The sequence below is a fragment of the Flavonifractor sp. An112 genome (assembly GCF_002161085.1).
Taxonomy (GTDB): domain Bacteria; phylum Bacillota; class Clostridia; order Oscillospirales; family Oscillospiraceae; genus Flavonifractor; species Flavonifractor avicola.
This window is the reverse complement of record NZ_NFLU01000013.1, coordinates 31174-54090: the sequence shown is the minus strand read 5'-3', so window position 1 is coordinate 54090 and position 22917 is coordinate 31174. Positions and strand designations below refer to the sequence as shown.

The window sequence follows — 22917 nt, the reverse complement described above, 5'->3', positions numbered from 1 at the left end:
GGGGGCGGTAGGCGCCTCCTTACTCTCCTTGGGGGCGGAGTCGTCCTTGGCGGGGGCTATCCCCTTGGGAGTGTCGGTGACCTTGCCGTCCGGCTTGGCCTCCGTCTTGCCCTCGGTGGGCTGCTCCTTGGCCTTGGGAGTATCCGCAATGGAGGCGACCGGCCCCTCCTTGCCCTCCTTGGGAACGGGGCCGCTCTTGGCGGGAGCTGTCTCCTTGGGAGTGTCGGTGGTCTTGCCGTCCGGCTTGGCCTCCGTCTTACTCTCGGTGGGTTCCTTGGGCTTGGGAGCACCAGCGGCGGGGGAAGCCGACGTTTCCTTGCCCTCCTTGGGAGCGGGGCCGCTCTTTGCGGGGGCTGTCGCCTTGGGGGTGTCGGCGGTTTTGGCGTCTGGCTTCCCCTCTGACTTGCCCTCGATGGGCTGCTCCCTGGGCTTGAGAGGATCAGCGGCGGGGGTGGCTGTCGCCCCCTTGCCCTCCTTGGGGGCGGGACTGCCCTTGACGGTGGCTGTCTCCTTGGAGGTGTCGGTGGTCTTGTTGCCCGGCTTGTTCTCTGCTTTGCCCTCGGTGGGTTCCTTGAACATTGACACAGCAGTTGGGACAGGTTGTTCCGCTTTTTTCTTGGCGGTGGGTTTGAACAGCTTGCCGGGGATCGGTAAAGCAGGCTGGTTCTGGACCCGCCGGTGGTAATCCACCGCCTCCTGCAAGGTCATTTCGTAGACAAACGCCAGAATGTCCTGCTTCTTGGCAAGCTCACTTCCACGCCGGCGGCGATAGCCTGTCACAAGCTGGTATTCGCCGTCCTCCCGCAATCGGAGGATGACCGGCTCCTTGACGCCGCTGGCCTGGATGCTGCTCACCAGGCCGCCGTAACTCTTGTCTGGCTGTTTGGGGATAAACACGCCGGGCAGGTCATGGATTTTTGCCAAAGGGATATTCTGAGGGGAAGGTCGTTCCGTAGGGGATTCGGGGGTCTTGCTGGTTTCATCTGCCATAGGGTTTCCTCCTTCAAAATATTGCTTAAAATTGCGTCTCACCGTGAGATTTAATATTTTCCGGCCCTGAAATGCTGTTTTGAGGGATTTGCGTTTCATGGTGAGATTCAATTTCAGCCGAAGTCATGCCGCACAGCGGCGGAATAGTAAGGGCCTATCGTCACCGGCGCGTTGTAGAGCGCCGTGAGCAGATAGGCCCGGATATTATTGATTTTTGTGGTGGTCTGCTTGAGGGAGTCGATCACATACTCGATGTGAGAGCTATCCAGTTGCAAAAAACGCCGTTTCACCGTCTCCGCCGGCAAAACCTCCTTGCCGATGCGGATGGTGGAGGCGGTACTGCCCACCACATCCACGATCAGTTCCAAAAGGCTTTCCACATCGTCGTATGAACACTGGCGCCTCAAATAGTCATAGTCAATATTGGCTTTGATTTGCTCTCGCTGTTCGTATCGCTCCATCTCCGATCCGCCCCCCTCTGGGGGGCTGGGGGGATAGATGGATGGATCAGGATAGCTAAAATCAGTTTGATTCTGATTAGTATAATTAGGGTCGGTTTTCTCGACGTCTGGAGGTCGGCTATCTCGACTTCCAGAGGTCGGAAAAGCCGACTTCTGCACGCCGGAAAAATCGACGTCTGGAGAGGGCATAAAAGGACGCTTCTCCGGTGAGGGCGGCTGAGAGGGAACGGAGCCGGTGGTAAATCGCTTTACATAGAGCTTGGTGGGTTTGCCCTGCCCCTGCTTGATACGGCTGATGAGGCCCACACCTTTCCGAGTATCCAAGTCGGCCAGCATTTTCATGGCCTTATCCCGACCACAGTTCATGTCTCCGCATATCTCCTCTACGGTGTAGTAGATATACACGCGCCCATCCTCGTCATACCAGCCGTTTTTGACGGACAGGCTCATTCGGTCTAACAGCATCCCATACAGCAGCTTGGCGTCTGTGGACAGGTGCTTGAAATGGGGGTCTGTGATAAGCTGGCGGGGGATGCGGAAATAGATAAATTGCTCCGCCTCGTCGCCATAAAAATATTCCGATATTGCGGCCTCTGGCATGGTCGGTGCCTCCTTCCGGGCATGAAAAAAGCACGATTGTCAAATCGTGCTTTTTTCGGGGTGTTCAATTTTGTCACAAGAGTTGGCTTTTGCGGTAACTGCCTGGTTTTTTCTTTCTTTTAGTCTTGTTCTTTACCAGTAGTCACCTGTGGGCGGCCGTTTTTCTCGGAATGACGGGTCTTTGTACGAGCTGCACATTTTGCAACAGACCCTCAAGCAAAATGGACTTATTTTTTCTTTTCTTCCTTGACCAGTACCTCTTTCAGGTCGGAACGCTCCTTCAGGGCGGCAATCATCTCCGCCTTGTCCTCGGCAGGCACATCCGCGGGGAGGGCATATTCCTCCACCTTGGCAAAATCCTGCTCCAGGCGCTTTTTCTGGCTGGCCAGCCACTTTCCGCCCTGTCCCTCAGGGTAGACCAGAGCCACCAGCCTGGGATGGGCCTTCATCTGGTTGACCCACAGCTTGTCCGGGTCGTGCTTGCGGAAGCCCAACAGGTAGACCAGCGCCACGATGGCGACGGCGGCAGTGGCGAAGCCGAACACCTGGGAAACCCGGATGGGGGTGTTGAAGAAGTACAGGCTGTCGGTCCGCAGGCCCTCGATGAAGCCCCGGCCCACCCCGTACCAGGCAAAGTAGCTCAAAAAGATCTGGCCGTCAAACTTCCGCCACTTCTTGGCGATGACGATGAGCAGTACCAGCCCCACCAGGTTCCACAGGGACTCATACAGGAAGGTGGGATGGACCTCCACATATTGCAGAGATCCGTTTACATACTCGTAGATACCCATGCGCCAGGGCAGATCGGTAGGACCGCCGTAGGCCTCGATGTTGACAAAGTTGCCCCACCGGCCTACCAGCTGGCCGATGAGCATTCCGTAGGCGCCCAGGTCGGCAAAGGCCAGGAATTTGATCTTCCGCACCTTGCAGAACACCAGCAAGGTAATGACCGCGGCAATGACGCCGCCGTAGATGGCCAGGCCGCCGTCCCAGATGCTTACCATGGCCCCGAAGTCCAGGGAGCCGTCCGGTCTGCGGTACAGATCCAGGTAGAAAATGATGTAGTACAGCCGGGCCCCGATGATGGACAGGGGCACGGCAAAAAAGAGCATATCGATGATGTCATCCTGACGGATGCCGAACTGGGACGCCTTCCGGGAGCAATACACCACCGCCAGCAAGAAGCCGGCGGCGATGATAATGCCGTACCAGTGGACAGGCCATCCAAAGACCCGGAAGGCAATGGGGTTCATGGTCAGCTCCAGCCCCAGGCCGGGAAAGGATACGGTACCCATTACGCCTCACCCTCCCCCGGGCGCACCACGGCCAGACCGCACCGCTCAGCGGTCACCCAGCTGCGGATGCAGTCCTCCACGCAGGCCTGGTCGATGGAGTCGAAAATCTCCGGGAACTTGAAGTAGTCCACCCCGGTAAAGTGGGACTGGGCCATGGAGATGCAGGTAAACTCAAAGAAGTTGAGGCCCCGGACCTTGGCGCCGTAGACCCCCTTCTTCAGCCGCTGGAACAGGCCGGGGTCGATGCCCTCCCGGGCCAGACGCTCCCCTTCGGCCAGCACCGCGTCCCGCACCTTCTTGGGGTCCCGGCTCTCGCCGCCGGCCACCATCATGGCGCAGCCGGGATAGAGCTCAAAGCCGTAGCTGAAATTCTTGTTGATGAGCCCCTGGCTGTACAGCTTGGCGTACAGGGGTGTGGAGTTGCCCAGCAGAGCTTCGCAGGCCAGCTCGCCTGCCAGCTCCCGACGCATCCACTCTTCGCCCTTCTGGGCGGGATCGCACTTGAAACCCAGCATGAAGATGGGGGTGGACACCTCCATGGTCAGTTCCTTCTCGAAGCAGGCGGCCTGGGGGTCCTCCTCCCCGCCGTAGTCCCGTTCCATCTGGCCCAGAGAATCCTTGGGCAGGATCTCCTTGGCAATGGCGCACACCTGCTCCGGGTCCACGTCGCCCGCCACGGTGAGCACCATGTTGGCCGGGTTATAGAAGGCCTTGTGGCAGGAATAGAGGGTGCCGGCAGTGATGTGGGAGATGGACTCCTGGGTACCGGCGATGGGCACCCGGATGGGATGGTGATCGTACAGGCACTCCATCAGGGCGTAGAACACCTGGTTCTCCGGGTCGTCCTCCACCATGCGGATCTCCTGACCGATGATGCCCTGCTCCTTGTCCACGCTCTCCTGGGTGAAGTAAGGCACGGACACAAAGGAGAGCAGGATCTTCAGGTTGTCGAAGAACTTCTCGGTGCTCTCAAAGTAGTAGCCGGTGATGGCGGAGCTGGTGAAGGCGTTGGGAGAGGCTCCGTTGGCCGCCAGATCCTGGAGGGCGTTGCCGTCCTCGGTGTCAAACATCTTGTGCTCCAGGAAGTGGGCCACCCCCGCCGGGGTGTCCTTCCACCGGCCATCCTGGAAAAAGCGCATATCCATGCCGCCGTAGTTGGTGGCAAAGAAGGCGTAGCTCTTCTGGAAATCCCGGCGGCGGTCCACATAGATGTGGAGCCCGTTCTCCAGAATCTCATGAAATACGGTCTCCCCCAAACTGGGGTACTGCTTGCTTACCATAGAATCACTCCCTGCCTTTCAGGAAATATACGGTGTCCAGGGTCAGATCCTGGGCAGCCTCCACCACCTGGGCCCGTGTAACGGCCTCCACCCGGGCAGCCATGTCGTCAGGGCCGTCGGTGAGACCGGCGGCGGACTGGCCCAGCCAGTAGTCCTCCAGCCGGGCCTGGGTGTCCAGGGTGGTGCGCAGGGTGCTCACCACCGACCGGCGGGCCCATTCCAGCTCATCGTCGGAGAAGTCCCCGGTCTGGCACTTGTAGAGCTGGGAGAGGATCTCGGCCTCCGCCTGACCCACCTTGTCAAACTCCACGCCGGAGGAGACCAGCATCACGTCCTTGTATTTCATCAGGCCGGAACTGGCGTAGTAGCACAGGCTCAGCTTCTCCCGGACATTCATAAACAGCTTGGAGGTGGTAGTGCCGCCATAGATGGCGTTGACCAGGGTGAGGGCCGGATAGTTCTGATCCCAGGCGTCGCAGTTGGTACGGAAGCCCATAGCCAGCTTGCCTTGGGTCACATCCAGAGCCTCCTCTACCCGTTTGGCCTGCTTGGGCGCCTTTCCCTTGGCGGGGCGGACCAAACCGGCCCGCTCCCCCTCCGGCAGCACCGCCAGCAGAGGCCCGAAGGCCGCCTGTACCCGCTGGGCGTCCGCCGAGCCGCAGTAGTAGAGCTCCACCCGGGCCTCCTTCAGCAGGGCCTGATAGCCTGCCCACAGGCTCTGGGGAGTGATGGCCTCCACCGCCTCCAGGCTGCCCAGCTTATCCACGCCGAAGCTCTCCCCGGCGCACATCTCGGCCACCACCCGGATCTGGGCGTACTGCCGCTTATCATTGACCTGGGCCTTGATGCGGTCGGCCAGATTGGCCTTCTCCTGCCCGGTATAGTCGGGGCAGAAGGCCCCGTCCTGAGTATAGGGGGCGCCGATCAGCTCCGCCAGCAGGGCGGCGGCCGGCTCCAGCACCTGCTCCTTGTTCAGGGTGTAGACGTCATCCAGAAAGCTGCCCACAAAGCCCACGCACTGGGTCTCGCCCTTCTTCCGCACCATGGGCTCCAGAGAACCGCCGTACAGCTCGTCCAGGGCAGCGGACAGGGATTCCATATCAGGATGAGCCGCCGTTCCCCGGCGGAGCACCATGGGAGCCAGGGCATTGAGAGAGGCCTTTTCCGCCGTCAGCGGGGTGAGAAACTGGGCCCCCAATACGCTGGATTTGAATTTTTTAGTCTGTACCGCCGTCAGCCAGACGCCGGGCTGCAATTCGATCCTTGTGACCTTCATGTGCTAAGAACCGTCCTTTCTTGTTTACCTCCATAGCCTGCCCCATTGGACAGGCTCTATCCATCTACAGCCTGCTGCGGTCCCGCAGCCAGCTGGGCAAAGAGCGCATTTTGATGCTGGAAACCACGCCCATGGCGGCATACATGGTGATGATGGAGGAGCCGCCATAGCTGATAAAGGGCAGAGTGAGACCTACCACCGGGAATACATAGAGGCACATCCCCACATTGACGCCCACCTGAGCCAGCAGCATACCGGCGTAGCCCATGGCAATAAAGGCGCTCTGGGGGGAACAGGCCCGGCGGGCCACCCACACACACCGCAGGATGATGGCCGCCAGCAAAACCAGCAGCAGCAGACAGCCGATCAGGCCAAACTCCTCGCCGCAGACGGCAAAGATCTCGTCGGTCTCCCGGGCGGGCAGAGACTGCTTGTACTGACTCTGGGTCTGGATACCCTGGAGGTAACCCATGCCGGTGAGGCCGCCGCTGCCGATGGCCAGGATACTGCGGCTCTGCTGCCAGCCTTTGCCCTGGGTCTGTTCCCAAATGGTGTTGAGATTGCCCAGAATATGGTCGATTACCACGGTAAACCGCTTCATGTAATACATATCCTTGACATGAGGCCAGATCAAAACCACGCCAACCACACACACTACAGCCGCCAGCAGGAACCAGCGTTTTTTGACCCCGGCGCACCAGGCCATAATGACAAAAATGATCAGATAAGTCAGACCCATGCCGAAGTCGCCGGAGGTCACCGCCACCACACCGAACATGAACAGGGTGTGCCCCGCGATCTGGAACACCGAGGAGGGCTTGCTGATGCCCTTGTCCCGCAGCCGGCTCATCTGCCAGGCCAGCAGCAGTACAAAAGTCAGCTTGGCCAGCTCGGCGGGCTGAAGGTTGACGGGAAACCCAGGAATGTGAAGCCAGCTGCGGTTGCCGTTGACCTCCACACCCAGAGGGGTACGGACCAGCGCGTTGATGACCACGTTAAAGAGCAGCAGCCACTTCCAGGATTTATCCACGAACAGCTCGATGTCCACCGAGGACATGAGCATATAGATCACAACACCCATAACAATCGCCACGGCCTGCACGATCATGCAGCGCATGGCGTCCGCCTCGCCCAGGTAGCGGGTGGCGCTGAAGATGAGCACCAGACCATACCCACTGGCCAGCAGGCACAGGGTCAGCAGCAGCCGGTCGCCCTGCTGCCAGAAGGAACGAAAGGAATCTCTCAGCCAGGACACCGACTCGCCTCCTTACCTATTTCGTCCGCGGGTTCGGACGTACGTCAAATTAGTTTACCATCTTTTTTGCGTTTGGTAAACAGGTGTGTTATAATCTTGTCAGAATCTTCACATTTTGAAGAGGTGCTATATGGAAATTATAACCAACTCCCCTGCTGAGACTGAGGCCGCAGGCGCTGCTCTGGCCGCCCGGCTGAATCCGGGGAGCGTCATCGCCTTTACCGGCGATCTGGGGGCGGGCAAGACCGCCTTTACCCGAGGTCTTGCCCGCGGCCTTGGGGTGGAGGAGCGGGTGACCAGCCCCACCTTTACCATTGTCAATGAGTACGAGGGCGGGCGTCTGCCCCTGTTCCACTTTGATATGTACCGGCTGGGCTCTTCAGACGAGCTCTTCGACATTGGCTGGGAGGACTACCTGGCCCGGGGCGGCGTGTGCGCTGTGGAGTGGAGCGAAAACATCGCCGACGCGCTGGAGGAGGATACCATCCGGGTGGACATCCGCCGGGGCGAGCACGACGACCAACGCATCATCACCATTACGGGAGGTCCCCAACCATGAAGATATTAGCTCTGGAATCCTCCGCCACCGCCTGCTCGGTGGCTCTGTGTGAGGATGAAAAGCTCATTGCCCAATCCTATCAGAACAACGGCCTGACCCACTCGGTCACCCTGATGCCCATGACCACTTCCCTGCTCTCCGGGTGCGGCCTTACTCTGGAGGATGTAGACGTCATCGCCGTGGCGGCGGGCCCCGGCTCCTTTACCGGTCTGCGGATCGGCGTGGCCGCCGCCAAGGGCCTGGCCTGGCCAGGCAGCAAGCCCTGCGCCGCCTGCTCCACCCTGGAATCCATGGCCTGGAACCTGGCCCACACCGGGCTGGAGATCTGCGCCGTCATGGACGCCCGGCGGCATCAGGTGTACAACACCCGCTTTGCCAGTAACGGCGAAACGCTGGAGCGCCTGACTCCCGACCGGGCCATTTCCCTGGAGGAGCTGGGGGCGGAATTAAAAAACAGCGGAAAAACGCAATTACTGGTTGGAGACGGCGCGGTTTTATGCTATACTACCCTCAAAGGGCTGGGGCTGGACGTCCGCCTGGCGCCCCCCCATCTGCAATTCCAGAACGCGTGGGGCGTGGCCCGGTGCGGTCTGGAGCTTGCCCGGCAGGGCCTGCTCACCGACGCGGCGGGTCTGGCGCCCGACTATCACCGGCTCTCCCAGGCTGAACGGGAGCGGCTGGCAAAAGAACAAAACAAAGGGGAATAGCGCCATGGATATGGAAAAAGTACACATTCTCGATCACCCTCTCCTGCAGCACAAGCTGTCTATCCTCCGGGATGAGACCACCGGCGTCAGGGACTTCCGTCAGGTCGTCTCTGAGATCGCCACCCTCATGTGCTATGAGGCCACCCGCGACCTGCCTATGGAGGAGGTAGAGATCAAGACCCCCATCACCACCGGCAAGTTCAAGACCATCGCCGGCAAGAAGCTGGCCATCGTTCCTGTTCTGCGGGCCGGCCTGGGTATGGTGGACGGCATCCTGACCCTGATCCCCTCCGCCAAGGTGGGCCACATCGGTCTGTACCGTGACCCTGATACTCTGGAGCCTGTGGAGTATTACTGCAAGATGCCCAACGACATTGCCGAGCGCGAGGTTATCATTCTGGATCCCATGCTGGCCACCGGCGGCTCCGCCTCCGCTGCTATCCAGTTCATCAAGAACTATGAGGTCAAGCATATCAAGCTGATGAACATCATCGCCGCCCCCGAGGGCATCGAGCGGGTCCATCACGATCATCCCGATGTGGACATCTACTGCGCCGCTCTGGATGAGAAGCTGAACGAGCACGGCTACATCGTTCCCGGTCTGGGCGATGCCGGCGACCGCATCTTTGGCACCAAGTAAATTATATTGCAAAAAGGTCCTCTTCCCCACTGGGAAGAGGACCTTTTTTATTATTCTTTCATCTGCACCAGCCGCCACCGCAGGCCGGAATACCGCCTCTGCTGGCGGTCGTTGGCGGTCATGGTGGCCACCACTTCCTCATCCCCCACCAGGATGAGCAGTTCCCGGGCACGGGTGATGGCAGTGTACAGCACCCCCCGGGTGAGCAGCATGGGGGCCCCCTCACTCACCGCCAGGATCACCGCCCGGTACTCGCTGCCCTGGGCCTTGTGGACGGTGATGGCGTAGGCGGGCTCCAGCTCCACCAGCATATCCTGGGTGTACTCCACCACCCTGCCCTCAAAGTCCACGGTAAGGGTGCCCTCCCGGTTGTCCACCCGGGTAATGGTGCCGATATCTCCATTAAAAATGCCCATGCCGCTGTCGGAACCGTCATGCCAGATCACATCGTAGTTGTTGCGTACCTGCATGACCCGGTCACCCTGTCGGAACACATACTCGCCAAACCGCTTCTCCGGCTTGTCGGGATCAGCGGGATTGACCGCCTCCTGAATGGCCCTATTGAGAGAGGCAGTGCCGGTCACCCGCTTGCGGGTGGGTGACAGCACCTGGATCTGGTCGGCGGGAATGCCCATATTGTTGGGCAGCCGGGTCTGGATCAGCTCCACAATGGTCTCAGCCGCCCGGGCCGGGTCCTTCCGGCGCAGGAAGAAAAAGTCGTGCTCCCGGTCCTTCAGGTCGGGCAGCTGGCCCCGGTTGACCCCGTGGGCGTTGCGGACGATGGCGCTCTCGGCGGCCTGCCGGAAAATCTCGGTGAGCCGCACCATAGGGATGGCTCCGCTGCGGATGAGATCGGAAAACAGGTTGCCGGGGCCCACGCTGGGCAGCTGGTCCGGGTCCCCCACCAGGATCAGGCGGCAGTCGTCCCGCAGGGCGGCCAGCAGCCCCTGCATCAGCACGATGTCCACCATGGAGGTCTCGTCCACGATGACGGCGTCCGCCTTCAGGGGATCGCTCTCGTCGTGGGCGAAGATCAGCTTGCCGGAGCGGGGGTCGTACTGGGTCTCCAGCAGCCGGTGGATGGTATATCCCTCCGCCCCGCACAGCTCTCCCAGCCGCTTGGCGGCCCGGCCGGTGGGGGCAGCCAGGGCAGTCTCCAGCCCCAGCTGGTCAAAGAGGGCCAGGACCCCCCGCAGAGAGGTGGTCTTACCGGTACCGGGACCGCCGGTGAGGAGCATCACCTGGCTTGTAGCCGCCAGGGCTACCGCCTCCCGCTGCTGGGGTGCGTACACGATGCCCTGGCCGTCCTGGATACGGTCGATGAGTTCATCCAGGCCGTGGGGGGCGGTGAGCTCACCCCGGGACATCTCGGTGAGCCGCCAGGCCACATACTGCTCGGCCTCGCACAGGGCCTGGAGGTAGACAGCCTCCTCCCCTGCCACCGGCTCCTGGATCACCTCACCCCGCTCCAGCAGGGTCTCCAGGGCGTCCTCCAGGCTCTCCCCCTCCACGCCGATGAGCTGGCCGGTGGCCATCAGCAGCTTCCGCCGGGGCAGGAAGGCGTGGCCGTTGTCCAGATTGTAGGTCAGTTCAAACAGGAGAGCCGCCTCGATGCGCTGGGGGTCGTCCCCCTCCATGCCCATGGACAGGGCCAGGGCGTCGGCGGTGGAGAAGTCCACGCCCAGCTCCTCGTCCACCATCAGATAGGGATTGCCCCGGATGACCTCCAGGGCCCGGTCCCCGTACCGGCGGTACAGAGGCATGGCCAGCTGGAGGGGCACCTCATGCTCCCCCAGAAAGGCCAGCAGCCGCCGCATCCCCATCTGGAGCCGGAAATGTTCCCCGATGGTCAGAGCCTTCTTGCGGGTGATACCCTTGATGCGGGTAAGCTGCTCCGGATGTTCCTCCAGCACGGTGAGGGCGTCCTCCCCAAACTCCTCGATCATCCGCCGGGCGGTAGCGGCGCCGATGCCCCGCACCGCCCCCGAGGACAGGTAGTCGAAGATGGCCTTGGCCCCGGCGGGCAGACGCCGCTCCACGGTCTCAGCCTTGAACTGCTCGCCGTAGGAGGCGTGGCGGGTCCAACTGCCCTGGACCGAGATACTCTCTCCGGGGGCCACCCCCGGCATACAGCCCACCACCGTGACCAGAGCCCCGTCCCCAACGTCAAGACGAAGCACCGTGTAGCCGTTCTCCTCGTTCTGGTAGATCACGGCCGACACGGTGCCCTGCATATAATCCTGTGACTCCTCCTGCATGGCTGCCCCTCCTTGTGTCGCTTGGAGAATATGATACCATCCGCAGGCGGATTTGTCGAATGCTATTTCTCTGTGATGTACTCGCTCAGCCGCCCGGCAGGACAGACCACCACGCCAGTGGCGCCGGTGAGCAGGGCGGCAGCCACCGCTTTTCCCGCCGGGTCCAGTCCGCCGTCGGCGATCACGATGGTAAACCCCTTTTTCTGCCGCCCCCGCAGCCACAGCAGCCGCTTTACATCCTGCTCCAGATGGGCGCCCTCCCCTGCCGCCGGGACCACGGCATAGACCGGGCCGGCCCCTTCCGCCGGAGCAAGCAGCCATCCAAACAGCACCCAGCCCAGGGCCAGAAGGCCGATGGCCGCCAGCAGGGCCAATACGGCCTGTAAGATTCCGTCCAAACCCTTCACCTCCGCCCCATCCTATGCACGGGGCGGAAGAAGGGACTCAGCTCCCTACGGTGGAGACCACAATGCCGGTGGCAAAGGTCATGATCAGCCCGGCGGTGACCACACCCAGGAAAATGGAGGGCAGCGCTTTCCGCAAAGGCATATCCAGGAAGGCGGCCGCCAGGGCGCCGGTCCAGGCGCCGGTGCCCGGCAGGGGGATAGCCACAAATATCCACAGACCGATATATTTATATTTGGTCACCTTCTGCCCCTTCAGGTGGGCCTTTTTTTCCAGCTTGTCCACCAGGGAATTGAGCTTGGGGGATTTCCGGCGCATCCATAGAAAAATCCGCCGGATATAAACGATAATAAAGGGGATGGGGATCATATTGCCAATAATCGAGGCCACCAGCGCCTGTCCCGGAGGCAGGCCCAGAGCGGTACCGAAGGGCACGCCGCCCCGCAGCTCAATGATAGGCACCATGGACACCAGCATGGTAAAAAACATTTCGCCCAGATTGGTGGACGTCAGCCATTGCAGCAATTCCAAAAGAGAACACCTCGCTTGCGTCAGTTTCTGTATTGTATCATATTGGCGGGAAAAAGAACAATTAAAATTTCCTAAAACCATCTTTTCTTTGGACGGCGCAAGCCCTTGTCCAGTTCCTTCATCAGTGGTATAATATTTTGACTATTTTGAGAAGAGAGGTTTTTCACATGACCTACAAAGAAGAATTCATCACCTTCATGGTGCGCTCCGGCGTGCTCACCTTCGGCGACTTCACCACCAAGTCCGGCCGCAAGACCCCCTATTTCATCAACACCGGCAACTACAAGACCGGCGCTCAGGCTGCCAAGCTGGGCGACTACTACGCCGCCTGCATCCAGGAGAACCTGCCCGAGGGCGTGACCTGCCTGTTTGGCCCCGCCTACAAGGGCATCCCTCTGGCTGTCACCGCCGCCGCCTCCCTGTACCGCAACTATGACCGGAACCTGCCCTACTGCTTTAACCGGAAGGAAGCCAAGGACCACGGCGAGGGCGGCTCCATGGTGGGCTACAAGCCTCAGGACGGGGACGACGTGGTCATCGTGGAGGACGTGGTTACCGCCGGTACCGCCGTCCGGGAGACCATTGAGCTCTTCAAGCACGTGGCCAACGTGAACATGAAGGCCCTCATCGTGTCCGTGGACCGCATGGAGCGGGGCACCAAGGACTGCTCTACCCTGGACGAGCTGCGGGAAGACTACGGCATCGCCGTCTACCCCATCGTCACCGTCAAGGAGATCATTTCCTTCCTCCACAATAAGGAGATCGACGGCAAGGTCTACATTGACGACGAGATGAAGAGCAAAATGGAAGCCTATCTGGCTCAGTACGGCGCCAAGGCCTAAACATATAAAGGAGGAGTCCGGTCATGGGCACCCACGACGGCCACCGTCAGCGGTTAAAAACTGAATTTCTGGCCCGGCCGGACTCCTTTCCCGACCACAAGCTGCTGGAATTGCTCCTGTTCTACGCCAATCCCCGCAGCGATACCAATCCCCTGGCCCATGAGCTTCTGAATCATTTCGGCTCTCTGGCTGGGGTACTGGACGCAACACCGGAGGAGCTGCAAAAGGTCAAGGGCGTGGGCGAACACGCCGCCGTTCTGTTCAAAGCCACCAAGGAATTGTCCGGCCGCTATCTCACCGCCCGCACCCAGATGGACGACATTGCCCGGAACACCAGAGACTATTTTGCCCTGCTCCAGCCCTACTTCTTCGGCGCCCGCAACGAACAGCTCTGCCTGCTGTGCATGGACGGTAAGGGCAAGGTGCTGGGTATCCGTAAACTGGGCGAGGGCAATGTAAACGCCGTCAACATTACCACCCGGCTCATCGCCGAGGCCGCCCTCTCCCTCAACGCCGCGGCGGTGGTGCTGGCACACAACCACGTTTCCGGCATTGCCTTCCCCTCCGGGGACGACATCGCCACCACCAACAGCCTGGCCCCCATCCTGGCCAAGCTGGGTGTGGAATTGGTGGACCACGTGATTTTTGTGGACGACGATATGGTGTCCCTCCGGGACAGCGGCTTCTACAAGCCATAGGAACATTTATTCGATTCCCCGTTGCAATGGAACTGATGTTCTGATACAATGGAACCACGAGGTGATGGTATGCCCAAATTTGAAGTTGTCAGCGAATATCAGCCAGCAGGCGATCAGCCCGAGGCCATTGCCGCCCTGGCGGCGGGCATTGAAAACGGGCTGGACGAACAGACCCTGCTGGGCGTCACCGGTTCGGGCAAAACCTTCACCATGGCCAAGGTCATCGAGGCGGTCCAGCGCCCCACCCTGGTGCTGGCCCACAACAAGACCCTGGCGGCCCAGCTGTGTGCCGAGTTCAAGGAATTCTTCCCCAACAACGCGGTGGAGTACTTCGTGTCCTACTACGACTACTACCAGCCCGAGGCCTATATCCCCCACACCGACACCTTTATTGAAAAGGACTCGGCGGTGAACGAGGAAATTGACCGGCTGCGGCTGGCGGCCACCGCCTCCCTGATGGAGCGGCGGGACGTGATCGTGGTGTCCTCGGTGTCCTGTATCTATGGCCTGGGCGAGCCAGAGGACTTTGCCAAAATGATGGTGTCCCTCCGGGTAGGCGCTCAGATGGAGCGGGACGAGCTGCTGAAAAAGCTGGTGGCCATCCGCTACGAGCGCAATGATATCGCCTTTGAGCGCAATATGTTCCGGGTCCGGGGAGACACGGTGGAGATCTTCCCTGCCTACTGGAAGGACTCGGCTATCCGGGTGGAGTTTTTCGGTGACGAGATCGACCGCATCAGCGAGATCAACGTGGTCACCGGCGCCCCCATCCGGCGGCTCAACACCATTCCCGTATGGCCCGCCACCCACTATGTCACCCCCAAGGAGAAGATGGACGCCGCCGTCCAGGAAATTTATAAGGAACTGGAGGAGCGGGTGTCCTTCTTCGAGCAGGAGGGCAAGCTTATCGAGGCCCAGCGCATCAAGCAGCGCACCATGTACGATGTGGAAATGATGCAGGAACTGGGCTACTGCACCGGTATTGAGAACTACAGCCGGGTCATTGAGGGCCGCCCCGCCGGGTCGCCCCCCCACACCCTGCTGGACTACTTCCCCAAGGATTTTGTCCTCTTCATCGACGAGAGCCACGTGACCCTCCCCCAGGTGCGGGCCATGTACAACGGTGACCGTGCCCGAAAGACCTCCCTGGTGGACTACGGCTTCCGTCTCCCCTGCGCCTTTGACAACCGGCCCCTGAAGTTTGAGGAGTTCCAGAAACGCCTCAATCAGGTGGTCTATGTGTCCGCCACCCCCGGCGAATACGAGCGGGAGCGGTCAGGCCAGATCGTGGAGCAGGTCATCCGCCCCACCGGCCTGCTGGACCCCAAGATCGAGGTGCGCCCGGTGGAGGGCCAGATCGACGACCTCATTGGGGAGATCAACGACCGCACCGCCCGCAAGGAACGGGTGCTGGTCACCACCCTCACCAAGAAGATGGCGGAGGATCTCACCGCCTATCTCACCAATGCCGGCATCAAGGTGCGGTATATGCACCACGATATCGACACCATCGAGCGGATGGAGATCATCCGGGACCTGCGGCTGGGCACCTTCGACGTGCTGGTGGGCATCAACCTGCTGCGCGAAGGTCTGGACCTGCCGGAGGTCTCTCTGGTGGCCATTCTGGACGCCGACAAGGAGGGCTTCCTCCGCTCCGAGACCTCCCTCATTCAGACCATCGGCCGTGCCGCCCGAAACGCCCAGGGTCTGGTGGTCATGTACGCCGACTCCATCACCCCCTCCATGCGCCGGGCCATTGACGAGACCGAGCGCCGCCGGGCCAAGCAGGACGCCTTCAACCAGGCCCACGGCATCGTGCCCAAGACTGTCATCAAGTCGGTGCGGGACGTCATCGACCTGTCCGAGGACAAAGGCGAGCTGCCCCACTCCAAGAAGGCTCTGTCCAAGAAGGAGAAGGAGGCCGCCATCGCTAAGCTGGAGAAGGAGATGCGGGAGGCATCGAAACGGTTGGAATTCGAGTACGCCGCCGTCCTCCGGGACCGCATCATTGAGCTGCGGGGCCAGGGGTGACCTCTTACAAGGAGGGCTGTTATCATGTACGACCGGCTGAAAAAGATCCTGCCCATTGTTTTGATCGTCATTGTCGCTGTCTTTTCGGTCCTCTACTTCTTCATTGGCCGCCAGTACGGCGTGGAGTACCAGGACGCCCTCTACTTCCCTGCCACGGAGGGCGATACCACAGTGTACTCCGCCAAGGTGGACGGTCAGAGTGCCTCCTTCACGGTAGAAGGAAACACCGTCACTTACCACTGGGGGGACACGGTCTACGGCCCCTATACCGTCCGTGAAGACCCCACTGCCGCCCCAGGCGGAGAGTGGGAGTCCCTGGACCTGATCGGTGTAGAGATCCGGGAGGAGGACAGCATTCTTTTTCGGGGCGGATACACCGAAGATCTGTTCCTGTTTATACGGGAGGACGGCGAGCCTGATTCCGACCTCTTTCATGTCACCTACTCGGTGAACGGTGTCGAACACGACGCAGACGGCAATGTGGTGGACCCACACCGGCCCAGCCTGTCCACCCTCATCCGATTCTCCCAGCTGCCCCAAGCGGATGCCCACCGGGGTAATTCCCTGATGTGGTTTCTGGGTCTCTTCCTTGCCGGGATTGCCGCCCTGCTCATTAAATTCGACGACACCCTGTTCCGCCTTCACCTGTCCTTCCGGGTCAAGTATCCGGAGGACGCCGAGCCCTCTGACTGGGAGATCTTTTCCCGTATCTTTAGCTGGATCGCATTTACACTTCTCTCCCTCGGCCTATTCATCGCGGGACTCGTTATCATTAGCTGACCAAACATCATAAAAGTGAGGTTTTTGTCATGAATTACGTCACACTTGGTAAAACTGGTCTTAAAGCTGCCCAGGTTTCCTTCGGCGGCATCCCCATCCAGCGTGCCGACGCCGCCAATACCAAGGCGGTGGTGGACAAGCTGGAGCAGTACGGCATGAACTATATCGATACCGCCCGCGGCTACACCGTGTCCGAGGAGTATCTGGGCGCCGCCCTGGAGGGCCGCCGGGACAAGTTTATTCTGGCTACCAAGTCCATGGCCCGGGACAAGGCGTCTATGGCCAAGGATATCGACATCAGCCTGAAAAACCTGCGCACTGACTACATCGACATCTATCAGATCCACAACCTGCCGGAAAATGAGATCGGCAAGGTGTTCGGCGAAGGCGGCGCCTGGGAGGCACTGGAGGAGGCCAAGGCCGCCGGTAAGATCGGCCATCTTGGCGTCACCGCCCACAACGTGGATGCGTTGAAGAAGATGATCGAGCTCCACGGCGACAAGATTGAAACCATCATGTTCCCCTATAATATCGTGGAGACTCATGGCCACGAAGTTCTGAAGAAGGCCCGCGAGATGGGCATCGGCACCATTGCCATGAAGCCCATGGCCGGCGGCAACCTGGACGACTGGAACCTGGCCCTGCGGTTCATCGCCGCTTCCGGTGTCATTGATATCGCCATTCCCGGCATGGGTTCCCCTGAGGAGGCCGACCGCAACGCCGAGGCCGCTGAGCACTTCTCCCCTCTCACCCAGGAGGAACTGGCCGAGTGCGACCGCATCCGCAAGGAACTGGGCAACGAGTTCTGCCGCCGCTGCAACTACTGCGCCCCCTGCCCCAACGGCATCAGCATCCCCAACTGCTTCCTGATGGCCAACTATGCCCGCAAGTACGGCCTGGCCGACTGGGCCAAGGCCCGGTACGACGCCATGCAGTACCACGCCGGCTCCTGCGTCCAGTGCGGCGCCTGCGAGAAGCGCTGCCCCTACAACCTGCCCATCCGTGATATGCTGGGTAAGGTGGCTGATCTGTTCGGCTATTGATCTTTTCCTTCCAAAGGAGTACCTGAACCATGCTCGACCATATTTCCGTCAAAGGCGCTCGCGCCAACAATCTGAAAAACATCGATGTGGACATCCCCCGTGACAAGCTGGTGGTACTCACCGGCCTGTCCGGCTCAGGCAAGTCCTCTCTGGCCTTTGACACCATCTATGCCGAGGGACAGCGACGCTATGTAGAGTCCCTGTCCTCCTATGCCCGGATGTTCCTGGGACAGATGGAGAAGCCTGACGTGGATTACATCGACGGTCTCTCCCCCGCCATCTCCATCGACCAGAAGACCACCTCCAAAAACCCCCGGTCCACCGTGGGCACCGTCACCGAGATCTATGACTATCTCCGTCTGCTGTGGGCCCGGGTGGGTACCCCCCACTGCCCCAAGTGCGGCAAGGAGATTAAGCAGCAGACCATCGACCAGATCATTGACCAGGTGCTGGAGCTGCCCGAGGCCACCCGCATTCAGGTCATGGCCCCGGTGGTCCGCGGCAAGAAGGGCACCCACCAGAAGCTGCTGGAGGACGCCCGCAAGTCGGGCTACGTCCGCTGCCGGGTGGACGGCTCCCTGTACGACCTGACGGAAGAGATCGAGCTGGACAAGAACAAGAAGCACAACATCGAGATCGTGGTGGACCGGCTGGTCATCAAGGAGGACATCGCCCGCCGGCTCACCGACTCGGTAGAGGTCGCCTCCAACCTGGCCGGCGGCCTGGTAGTCATCAACATTGTGGGCGAGGACCGGGATATCATGTTCTCCCAGAATTACGCCTGCGAGGACTGCGGCATCTCCATCGAGGAGCTGTCCCCCCGTATGTTCTCCTTCAACAACCCCTTCGGCGCCTGCCCCACCTGTACCGGCCTGGGCTCTCAGCTGAAGGTGGACCCGGACCTTATCATCCCCAACAAAGAACTGTCCATTCTGGAGGGGGCCATCACCGCCTCCGGCTGGAACAACATCAAGGGGGATTCCATTTCCCGGATGTATTTTGAGGCTCTGTCCAAGAAGTACAACTTCAAGCTGACCACCCCTATCAAAGACCTGCCGGCAGAGATCATGGATATCATCCTCTACGGCACCAGGGGGGAAAAGCTGAAGCTGACCTATGAGCGGGAAAACGGCCACGGCACCCTGATGCAGCCCTTTGAGGGCATCATCAACAACCTGGAACGCCGTTATAAGGAGACCCAGTCTGACGCCATGCGCCGGGATCTGGAGGACTGCATGGGCGAACGCCCCTGCCCCGACTGCGGCGGCAAGCGCCTGCGGAAGGAGGCTCTGGCCGTCACCGTGGGGGGCATCAACATCGACACCTTCTGCCGCAAGTCCGTGACCGAAGCACTGGACTTTGTGGACCACCTGGAGCTCTCCGATCAGAAAATGCTCATCGCCGACCGCATCCTGAAGGAGATCAAGAACCGGCTGGGTTTCCTTCAGAGCGTGGGCCTGCAATATCTGACCCTGAGCCGGGCCGCCGCCACTCTGTCCGGCGGCGAGAGCCAGCGTATCCGCCTGGCCACTCAGATCGGCTCCTCCCTGATGGGGGTGCTCTACATCCTGGACGAGCCCTCCATCGGCCTGCACCAGCGGGACAACGACAAGCTGCTGGCCACACTCAAGCACCTGCGTGACCTGGGCAACACCCTGCTTGTGGTGGAACACGACGAGGATACCATGCGTCAGGCCGACTATATCGTAGACATCGGCCCCGGCGCAGGCGTCCATGGCGGCCAGGTGGTGGCCTGCGGCACCGCCGAAGAGGTGATGAATACCCCCGGCTCCATCACCGGTGACTACCTGTCCGGCCGGAAGAAAATCCCCGTTCCGGCGGAGCGGCGGACCGGTAACGGCCACTTCCTCACGGTCAAGGGCGCGGCGGAGAACAACCTGCAAAATGTGGATGTGTCCATTCCTCTGGGCACCTTCACCTGTGTCACCGGCGTATCCGGCTCCGGCAAATCCTCCTTGGTCAACGAGATCCTCTATAAGCGGCTGGCCGCCGACCTGAACCGGGCCAAAACCCGCCCCGGCAAGCACCAGTCCATCGAAGGCGAGGAATATCTGGACAAAATCATTGCCATCGACCAGTCCCCCATCGGCCGCACCCCCCGGTCCAACCCGGCCACCTACACCGGCCTCTTCAACGACATCCGGGACCTGTTCGCCTCCACCCCCGACGCCAAGGCCAGAGGTTACGGCCCCGGTCGGTTCTCCTTCAATGTGCGGGGCGGACGGTGCGAGGCCTGCCAGGGCGACGGTCTCATCAAGATCGAGATGCACTTCCTTCCTGATATCTACGTCCCCTGCGAGGTATGTAAGGGAAAGCGGTACAACCGGGAAACCCTGGAGGTACGCTACAAGGGCAAGAACATCTATGAGGTGCTGGATATGACGGTGGAGGAGGCCCTCCCCTTCTTCGAGCACCTGCCCCGGCTGTACAACAAGCTCCAGACCCTCTACGAGGTGGGTCTCAGCTATGTAAAGCTGGGCCAGCCCTCCACCGAACTGTCCGGCGGCGAGGCCCAGCGTGTCAAGCTGGCCACTGAGCTGGCCAAGCGCTCCACCGGCAAGACCATCTATATTCTGGACGAGCCCACCACCGGCCTTCACACCGCCGATGTGCATAAGCTGATCGAGGTACTTCAGAAGCTGGTGGACGCGGGCAACACCGTGGTGGTCATCGAGCACAATCTGGACGTGATCAAGACTGCCGACCACGTCATTGATCTGGGCCCCGAGGGCGGCTCCGGCGGCGGTACTATTGTGGCCACCGGTACCCCCGAGGCGGTGGCCCAGTGCCCCGCCTCCTACACCGGGCAGTATCTGAAGCGGATGCTGGAGTGACCTCAGGAGAGCTGACAGCCCATTGTGATGAACAAAAAACAGGCGCACTGCTATAGGCAGTGTGCCTGTTTTTTTGCCTTTTGAGCGGAACAGCGTTGACAAAACACCGTTATTGTATTATACTATCATTAGCTAAACTATTTAGTTCATTATATAAACGTGAATTTTTTAACAGGAGGCAGCGTAATGAGCATTCAGAATGTGGTTCTCATCGGCGGCGGCGTGCTGGGCAGTCAAATCGCCTACCAGACCGCCTACAAAGGCTTTCACGTCACCATCTGGCTGAGGAGCGATGCCTCCATCGGCCGGGCCCAGCCCAAGCTGCAGAGGCTTCACGACATCTATGTGGCGGAACTCACTGCCGCCAAGTCCACCCCTGGCCCCTATAGTCCCGGTCTGCTGGACAACAGCCGCACCTACACTCCGGAGGAGATCGACGGGCTGATCGCCCAGGCGGACGCAGCTTTGACCGGCCTGACCCTGACCACCGACCTGGCCGGGGCGGTGAAGGACGCCGACCTGGTCATTGAGGCCCTGGCAGAGGTTCCCCAGGAAAAGATCGAATTCTATCAGAAACTGGCTCCTCTGCTGCCGGAAAAAACCATCCTGGCCACCAATACCTCCACCCTGCTCCCCTCTTCCCTGGCCCAGTATACCGGCCGGCCGGAGAAGTACCTGGCGCTCCACTTTGCCAACAACATCTGGAAGCAGAACACCGCGGAGGTCATGGGCCACCCCGGCACCGACCCGGCCGCTTACGAAGAAGTTGCCCAGTTTGCCGCGGATATCAGCATGGTGCCCCTGCGTCTGAAGAAGGAAAAAAACGGCTACCTGCTCAACTCCATGCTGGTCCCCTTCCTGATGGCAGCCCAGAGCCTGTGGGCGGAGGATATCGCCGACTTCGAGACCATCGACAAGACCTGGGTGCTGGCTACCGGCGCCCCCATGGGCCCCTTCCGCATCCTGGACATCGTGGGTATCACCACGGCCTACAATATCCTCACCAACAATCCTGCTGCCGCCGACCCCAATACCACCTACGGCAAAATGGCCAAGCGGCTGAAAGAGGAGTACATTGACACCGGTAAGCTGGGCATCAACGCCGGTGAGGGATTCTACAAGTATAAATAAGCATTCGTACACAAAAGGGGCGCCGCGTATCTCGCGGCGCCCCTTTTTTCATTCCTTACAAAGTCGTTCCCGTCCACTGACCTGCTCCAAATCAATCCGCCACACCGCGGTGCGGGGCAGGTGCTTCTCAATGACCTCCTCCACCCGTTCCGGGCAGTCGGGGGCATATTTTTTGCAGATGGCCCGCAGAGCTGCCTTCTGCTCCTCCGGGTCGGTCACCTCATGGGCGGTCCCACGGGCTACGGCGCTGGTGAACTCCGTCTCGTAGGCCGCCTGCACCACCCGCTGATGGCCTACAGCCGTCAGGCAGACCTGGGGGTGGAGTCTCAGGCAGTCCAGCTTTTCTCCCCCCAGCCTGGAGTGAAAATAGACCGCCTCCCCCACCCGAACGCCGTTAAGCGGCATACAATAGGGCAGCCCCTCAACGTCGTTTACCGCCAACACCATATATTCGCACCGGTCCAGGGCCTCCAGGCCCACATCCCGTCCATCATCTCGCTTCATATCTATCCGTCCCTTCCGGCCCCAAGGGCCTGTTCTCTCCCCCATCATACCCCCGCCCGAGCCCCATCGCAAGAAAAACTTCCATTCCCTCTTGACATCCTGCCGAGCAAGTATATAATAACATATGAACAATAGCTCATATGTTATTAGAAAGGATGGTCGCCATGACAGACAGCAACGGCGTGGAACGGTGCGATTACAGCCACGTCCACCAGGAGATCGTGGATAAAGTGGAGCGCACCATGCCGGAAGATGAGATCCTCTACGATCTGGCAGAGCTGTTTAAGATCTTTGGGGATTCTACCCGCATCAAGATCCTGTATGTGCTTTTTGAGTCGGAGATGTGCGTGTGCGACATCGCCAAGCTGCTGGGCATGACCCAGTCCGCCATCTCCCATCAGCTGCGGGCTTTGAAGCAGAGCAAACTGGTGAAATACCGCCGGGAGGGCAAGACCGTGTTTTACTCCCTGGCGGACGGCCATGTCCGCACCATTCTGGGCCAGGGCATGGAACACATTGCGGAATGAGAGGAGTTTTACGATGAGAAAGTCATTCAAGCTGAGAGATCTGGACTGCGCCAACTGCGCCGCCAAGATGGAGGACGCCATTCGCAAGCTGGACGGGGTGAACAGCGCCACCGTCAGCTTTATGACCCAGAAACTGACCCTGGACGCCGACGACGCCCGGTTCGACGAGATTCTCCAGCAGGCCGCCAAGGTCTGCAAAAAGGTGGAGCCCGACTGCACCATTGTGTTCTAATCCTGTCATCTGTGTGC

General features: G+C 60.3%; 22 protein-coding genes. 12 read left to right on the top strand and 10 right to left on the bottom strand.

Features of this window, described 5'->3' with window-relative positions; all coding sequences use genetic code 11:
* The 6 genes from B5E56_RS11645 to B5E56_RS11620 all read right to left on the bottom strand — a co-directional run.
* Positions 1–990 (bottom strand): ParB N-terminal domain-containing protein (locus B5E56_RS11645; RefSeq protein WP_158098715.1); only part of this gene is annotated, 990 nt, incomplete at its 3' end.
* 113 nt (positions 991–1103) lie between these two features.
* Complete coding sequence (locus B5E56_RS11640; RefSeq protein WP_087390277.1) at positions 1104–2051, bottom strand: DUF6017 domain-containing protein; 948 nt, start codon at positions 2049–2051, stop codon at positions 1104–1106.
* Positions 2052–2278: 227 nt separating this feature from the next.
* Positions 2279–3346: a prolipoprotein diacylglyceryl transferase gene (gene lgt, locus B5E56_RS11635; protein ID WP_087390275.1), complete on the bottom strand. Its 1068-nt coding sequence runs from the start codon at positions 3344–3346 to the stop codon at positions 2279–2281.
* Positions 3346–4626, bottom strand: a complete 1281-nt coding sequence (locus tag B5E56_RS11630) for an EF-P 5-aminopentanol modification-associated protein YfmH (protein WP_087390272.1) — start codon at positions 4624–4626, stop codon at positions 3346–3348. Before B5E56_RS11630 ends, lgt begins: the two co-directional genes overlap by 1 nt.
* A gap of 4 nt (positions 4627–4630) precedes the next feature.
* Positions 4631–5902 carry an EF-P 5-aminopentanol modification-associated protein YfmF gene (locus B5E56_RS11625; protein WP_087390269.1) on the bottom strand — a complete coding sequence of 424 codons (1272 nt, stop codon included), beginning with the start codon at positions 5900–5902 and terminating at the stop codon, positions 4631–4633.
* A 64-nt stretch (positions 5903–5966) separates the two neighbouring features.
* Positions 5967–7157 carry an FtsW/RodA/SpoVE family cell cycle protein gene (locus B5E56_RS11620; RefSeq protein ID WP_087390266.1) on the bottom strand — a complete coding sequence of 397 codons (1191 nt, stop codon included), beginning with the start codon at positions 7155–7157 and terminating at the stop codon, positions 5967–5969.
* A gap of 130 nt (positions 7158–7287) precedes the next feature.
* Here B5E56_RS11620 and tsaE point away from each other — a divergent pair, with 130 nt between their 5' ends.
* The 3 genes from tsaE to upp are packed head-to-tail and all read left to right on the top strand — an operon-like array spanning position 7288 to position 9063.
* A complete protein-coding gene (gene tsaE, locus B5E56_RS11615) occupies positions 7288–7716 on the top strand; it encodes a tRNA (adenosine(37)-N6)-threonylcarbamoyltransferase complex ATPase subunit type 1 TsaE (protein WP_087266478.1) in 429 nt (142 codons plus the stop codon).
* Positions 7713–8423 (top strand): tRNA (adenosine(37)-N6)-threonylcarbamoyltransferase complex dimerization subunit type 1 TsaB, encoded by a 711-nt coding sequence (tsaB, locus tag B5E56_RS11610; RefSeq protein ID WP_087390264.1) that lies wholly within the window; start codon positions 7713–7715, stop codon positions 8421–8423. The genes tsaE and tsaB overlap by 4 nt, the downstream gene beginning before the upstream one ends.
* A 10-nt stretch (positions 8424–8433) precedes the next feature.
* Positions 8434–9063 carry a uracil phosphoribosyltransferase gene (gene upp, locus B5E56_RS11605; protein WP_087188067.1) on the top strand — a complete coding sequence of 210 codons (630 nt, stop codon included), beginning with the start codon at positions 8434–8436 and terminating at the stop codon, positions 9061–9063.
* 50 nt (positions 9064–9113) lie between these two features.
* Here the strand turns inward: upp and B5E56_RS11600 are convergent, their stop codons facing one another.
* The 3 genes from B5E56_RS11600 to B5E56_RS11590 form a co-directional block, all read right to left on the bottom strand.
* On the bottom strand, positions 9114–11321 hold the full coding sequence (locus tag B5E56_RS11600) for an SF1B family DNA helicase RecD2 (protein WP_087390261.1): 2208 nt from the start codon (positions 11319–11321) through the stop codon (positions 9114–9116).
* A gap of 62 nt (positions 11322–11383) precedes the next feature.
* Entirely contained in the window at positions 11384–11719 is a 336-nt protein-coding gene (locus B5E56_RS11595) for a hypothetical protein (protein WP_087188025.1), read from the bottom strand.
* Positions 11720–11765: 46 nt separating this feature from the next.
* Positions 11766–12257, bottom strand: coding sequence for a COG2426 family protein (locus B5E56_RS11590; RefSeq protein ID WP_343212801.1), 492 nt, complete (start codon positions 12255–12257; stop codon positions 11766–11768).
* 167 nt (positions 12258–12424) lie between these two features.
* Here B5E56_RS11590 and pyrE point away from each other — a divergent pair, with 167 nt between their 5' ends.
* From pyrE to B5E56_RS11555, 7 genes are all read left to right on the top strand, one after another.
* Positions 12425–13099 carry an orotate phosphoribosyltransferase gene (pyrE, locus tag B5E56_RS11585; RefSeq protein ID WP_087266487.1) on the top strand — a complete coding sequence of 225 codons (675 nt, stop codon included), beginning with the start codon at positions 12425–12427 and terminating at the stop codon, positions 13097–13099.
* Positions 13100–13122: 23 nt separating this feature from the next.
* Complete coding sequence (radC, locus tag B5E56_RS11580; protein WP_087390258.1) at positions 13123–13797, top strand: JAB domain-containing protein; 675 nt, start codon at positions 13123–13125, stop codon at positions 13795–13797.
* A 69-nt stretch (positions 13798–13866) separates the two neighbouring features.
* Entirely contained in the window at positions 13867–15828 is a 1962-nt protein-coding gene (gene uvrB, locus B5E56_RS11575) for an excinuclease ABC subunit UvrB (protein ID WP_087390255.1), read from the top strand.
* A gap of 24 nt (positions 15829–15852) precedes the next feature.
* Entirely contained in the window at positions 15853–16608 is a 756-nt protein-coding gene (locus tag B5E56_RS11570) for a hypothetical protein (RefSeq protein ID WP_087390252.1), read from the top strand.
* 29 nt (positions 16609–16637) lie between these two features.
* Positions 16638–17651, top strand: coding sequence for an aldo/keto reductase (locus tag B5E56_RS11565; RefSeq protein ID WP_087390248.1), 1014 nt, complete (start codon positions 16638–16640; stop codon positions 17649–17651).
* A 29-nt stretch (positions 17652–17680) separates the two neighbouring features.
* A complete protein-coding gene (gene uvrA / locus B5E56_RS11560; RefSeq protein WP_087328974.1) occupies positions 17681–20506 on the top strand; it encodes an excinuclease ABC subunit UvrA in 2826 nt (941 codons plus the stop codon).
* Between the two features lie 186 nt (positions 20507–20692).
* A complete protein-coding gene (locus tag B5E56_RS11555) occupies positions 20693–21637 on the top strand; it encodes a 3-hydroxyacyl-CoA dehydrogenase (protein WP_087328972.1) in 945 nt (314 codons plus the stop codon).
* Positions 21638–21685: 48 nt separating this feature from the next.
* On the opposite strand, the gene B5E56_RS11550 is transcribed toward B5E56_RS11555, so the two are convergent.
* Complete coding sequence (locus tag B5E56_RS11550) at positions 21686–22141, bottom strand: pyridoxamine 5'-phosphate oxidase family protein (protein WP_087266502.1); 456 nt, start codon at positions 22139–22141, stop codon at positions 21686–21688.
* Positions 22142–22305: 164 nt separating this feature from the next.
* Between B5E56_RS11550 and B5E56_RS11545 the strand changes: the two genes are divergently transcribed.
* Together B5E56_RS11545 and B5E56_RS11540 are read left to right on the top strand one after the other, a co-directional pair.
* On the top strand, positions 22306–22668 hold the full coding sequence (locus tag B5E56_RS11545) for an ArsR/SmtB family transcription factor (RefSeq protein ID WP_087266504.1): 363 nt from the start codon (positions 22306–22308) through the stop codon (positions 22666–22668).
* Positions 22669–22681: 13 nt separating this feature from the next.
* Positions 22682–22900, top strand: coding sequence for a cation transporter (locus B5E56_RS11540; RefSeq protein ID WP_087390245.1), 219 nt, complete (start codon positions 22682–22684; stop codon positions 22898–22900).
* Positions 22901–22917 lie beyond the last annotated feature (17 nt).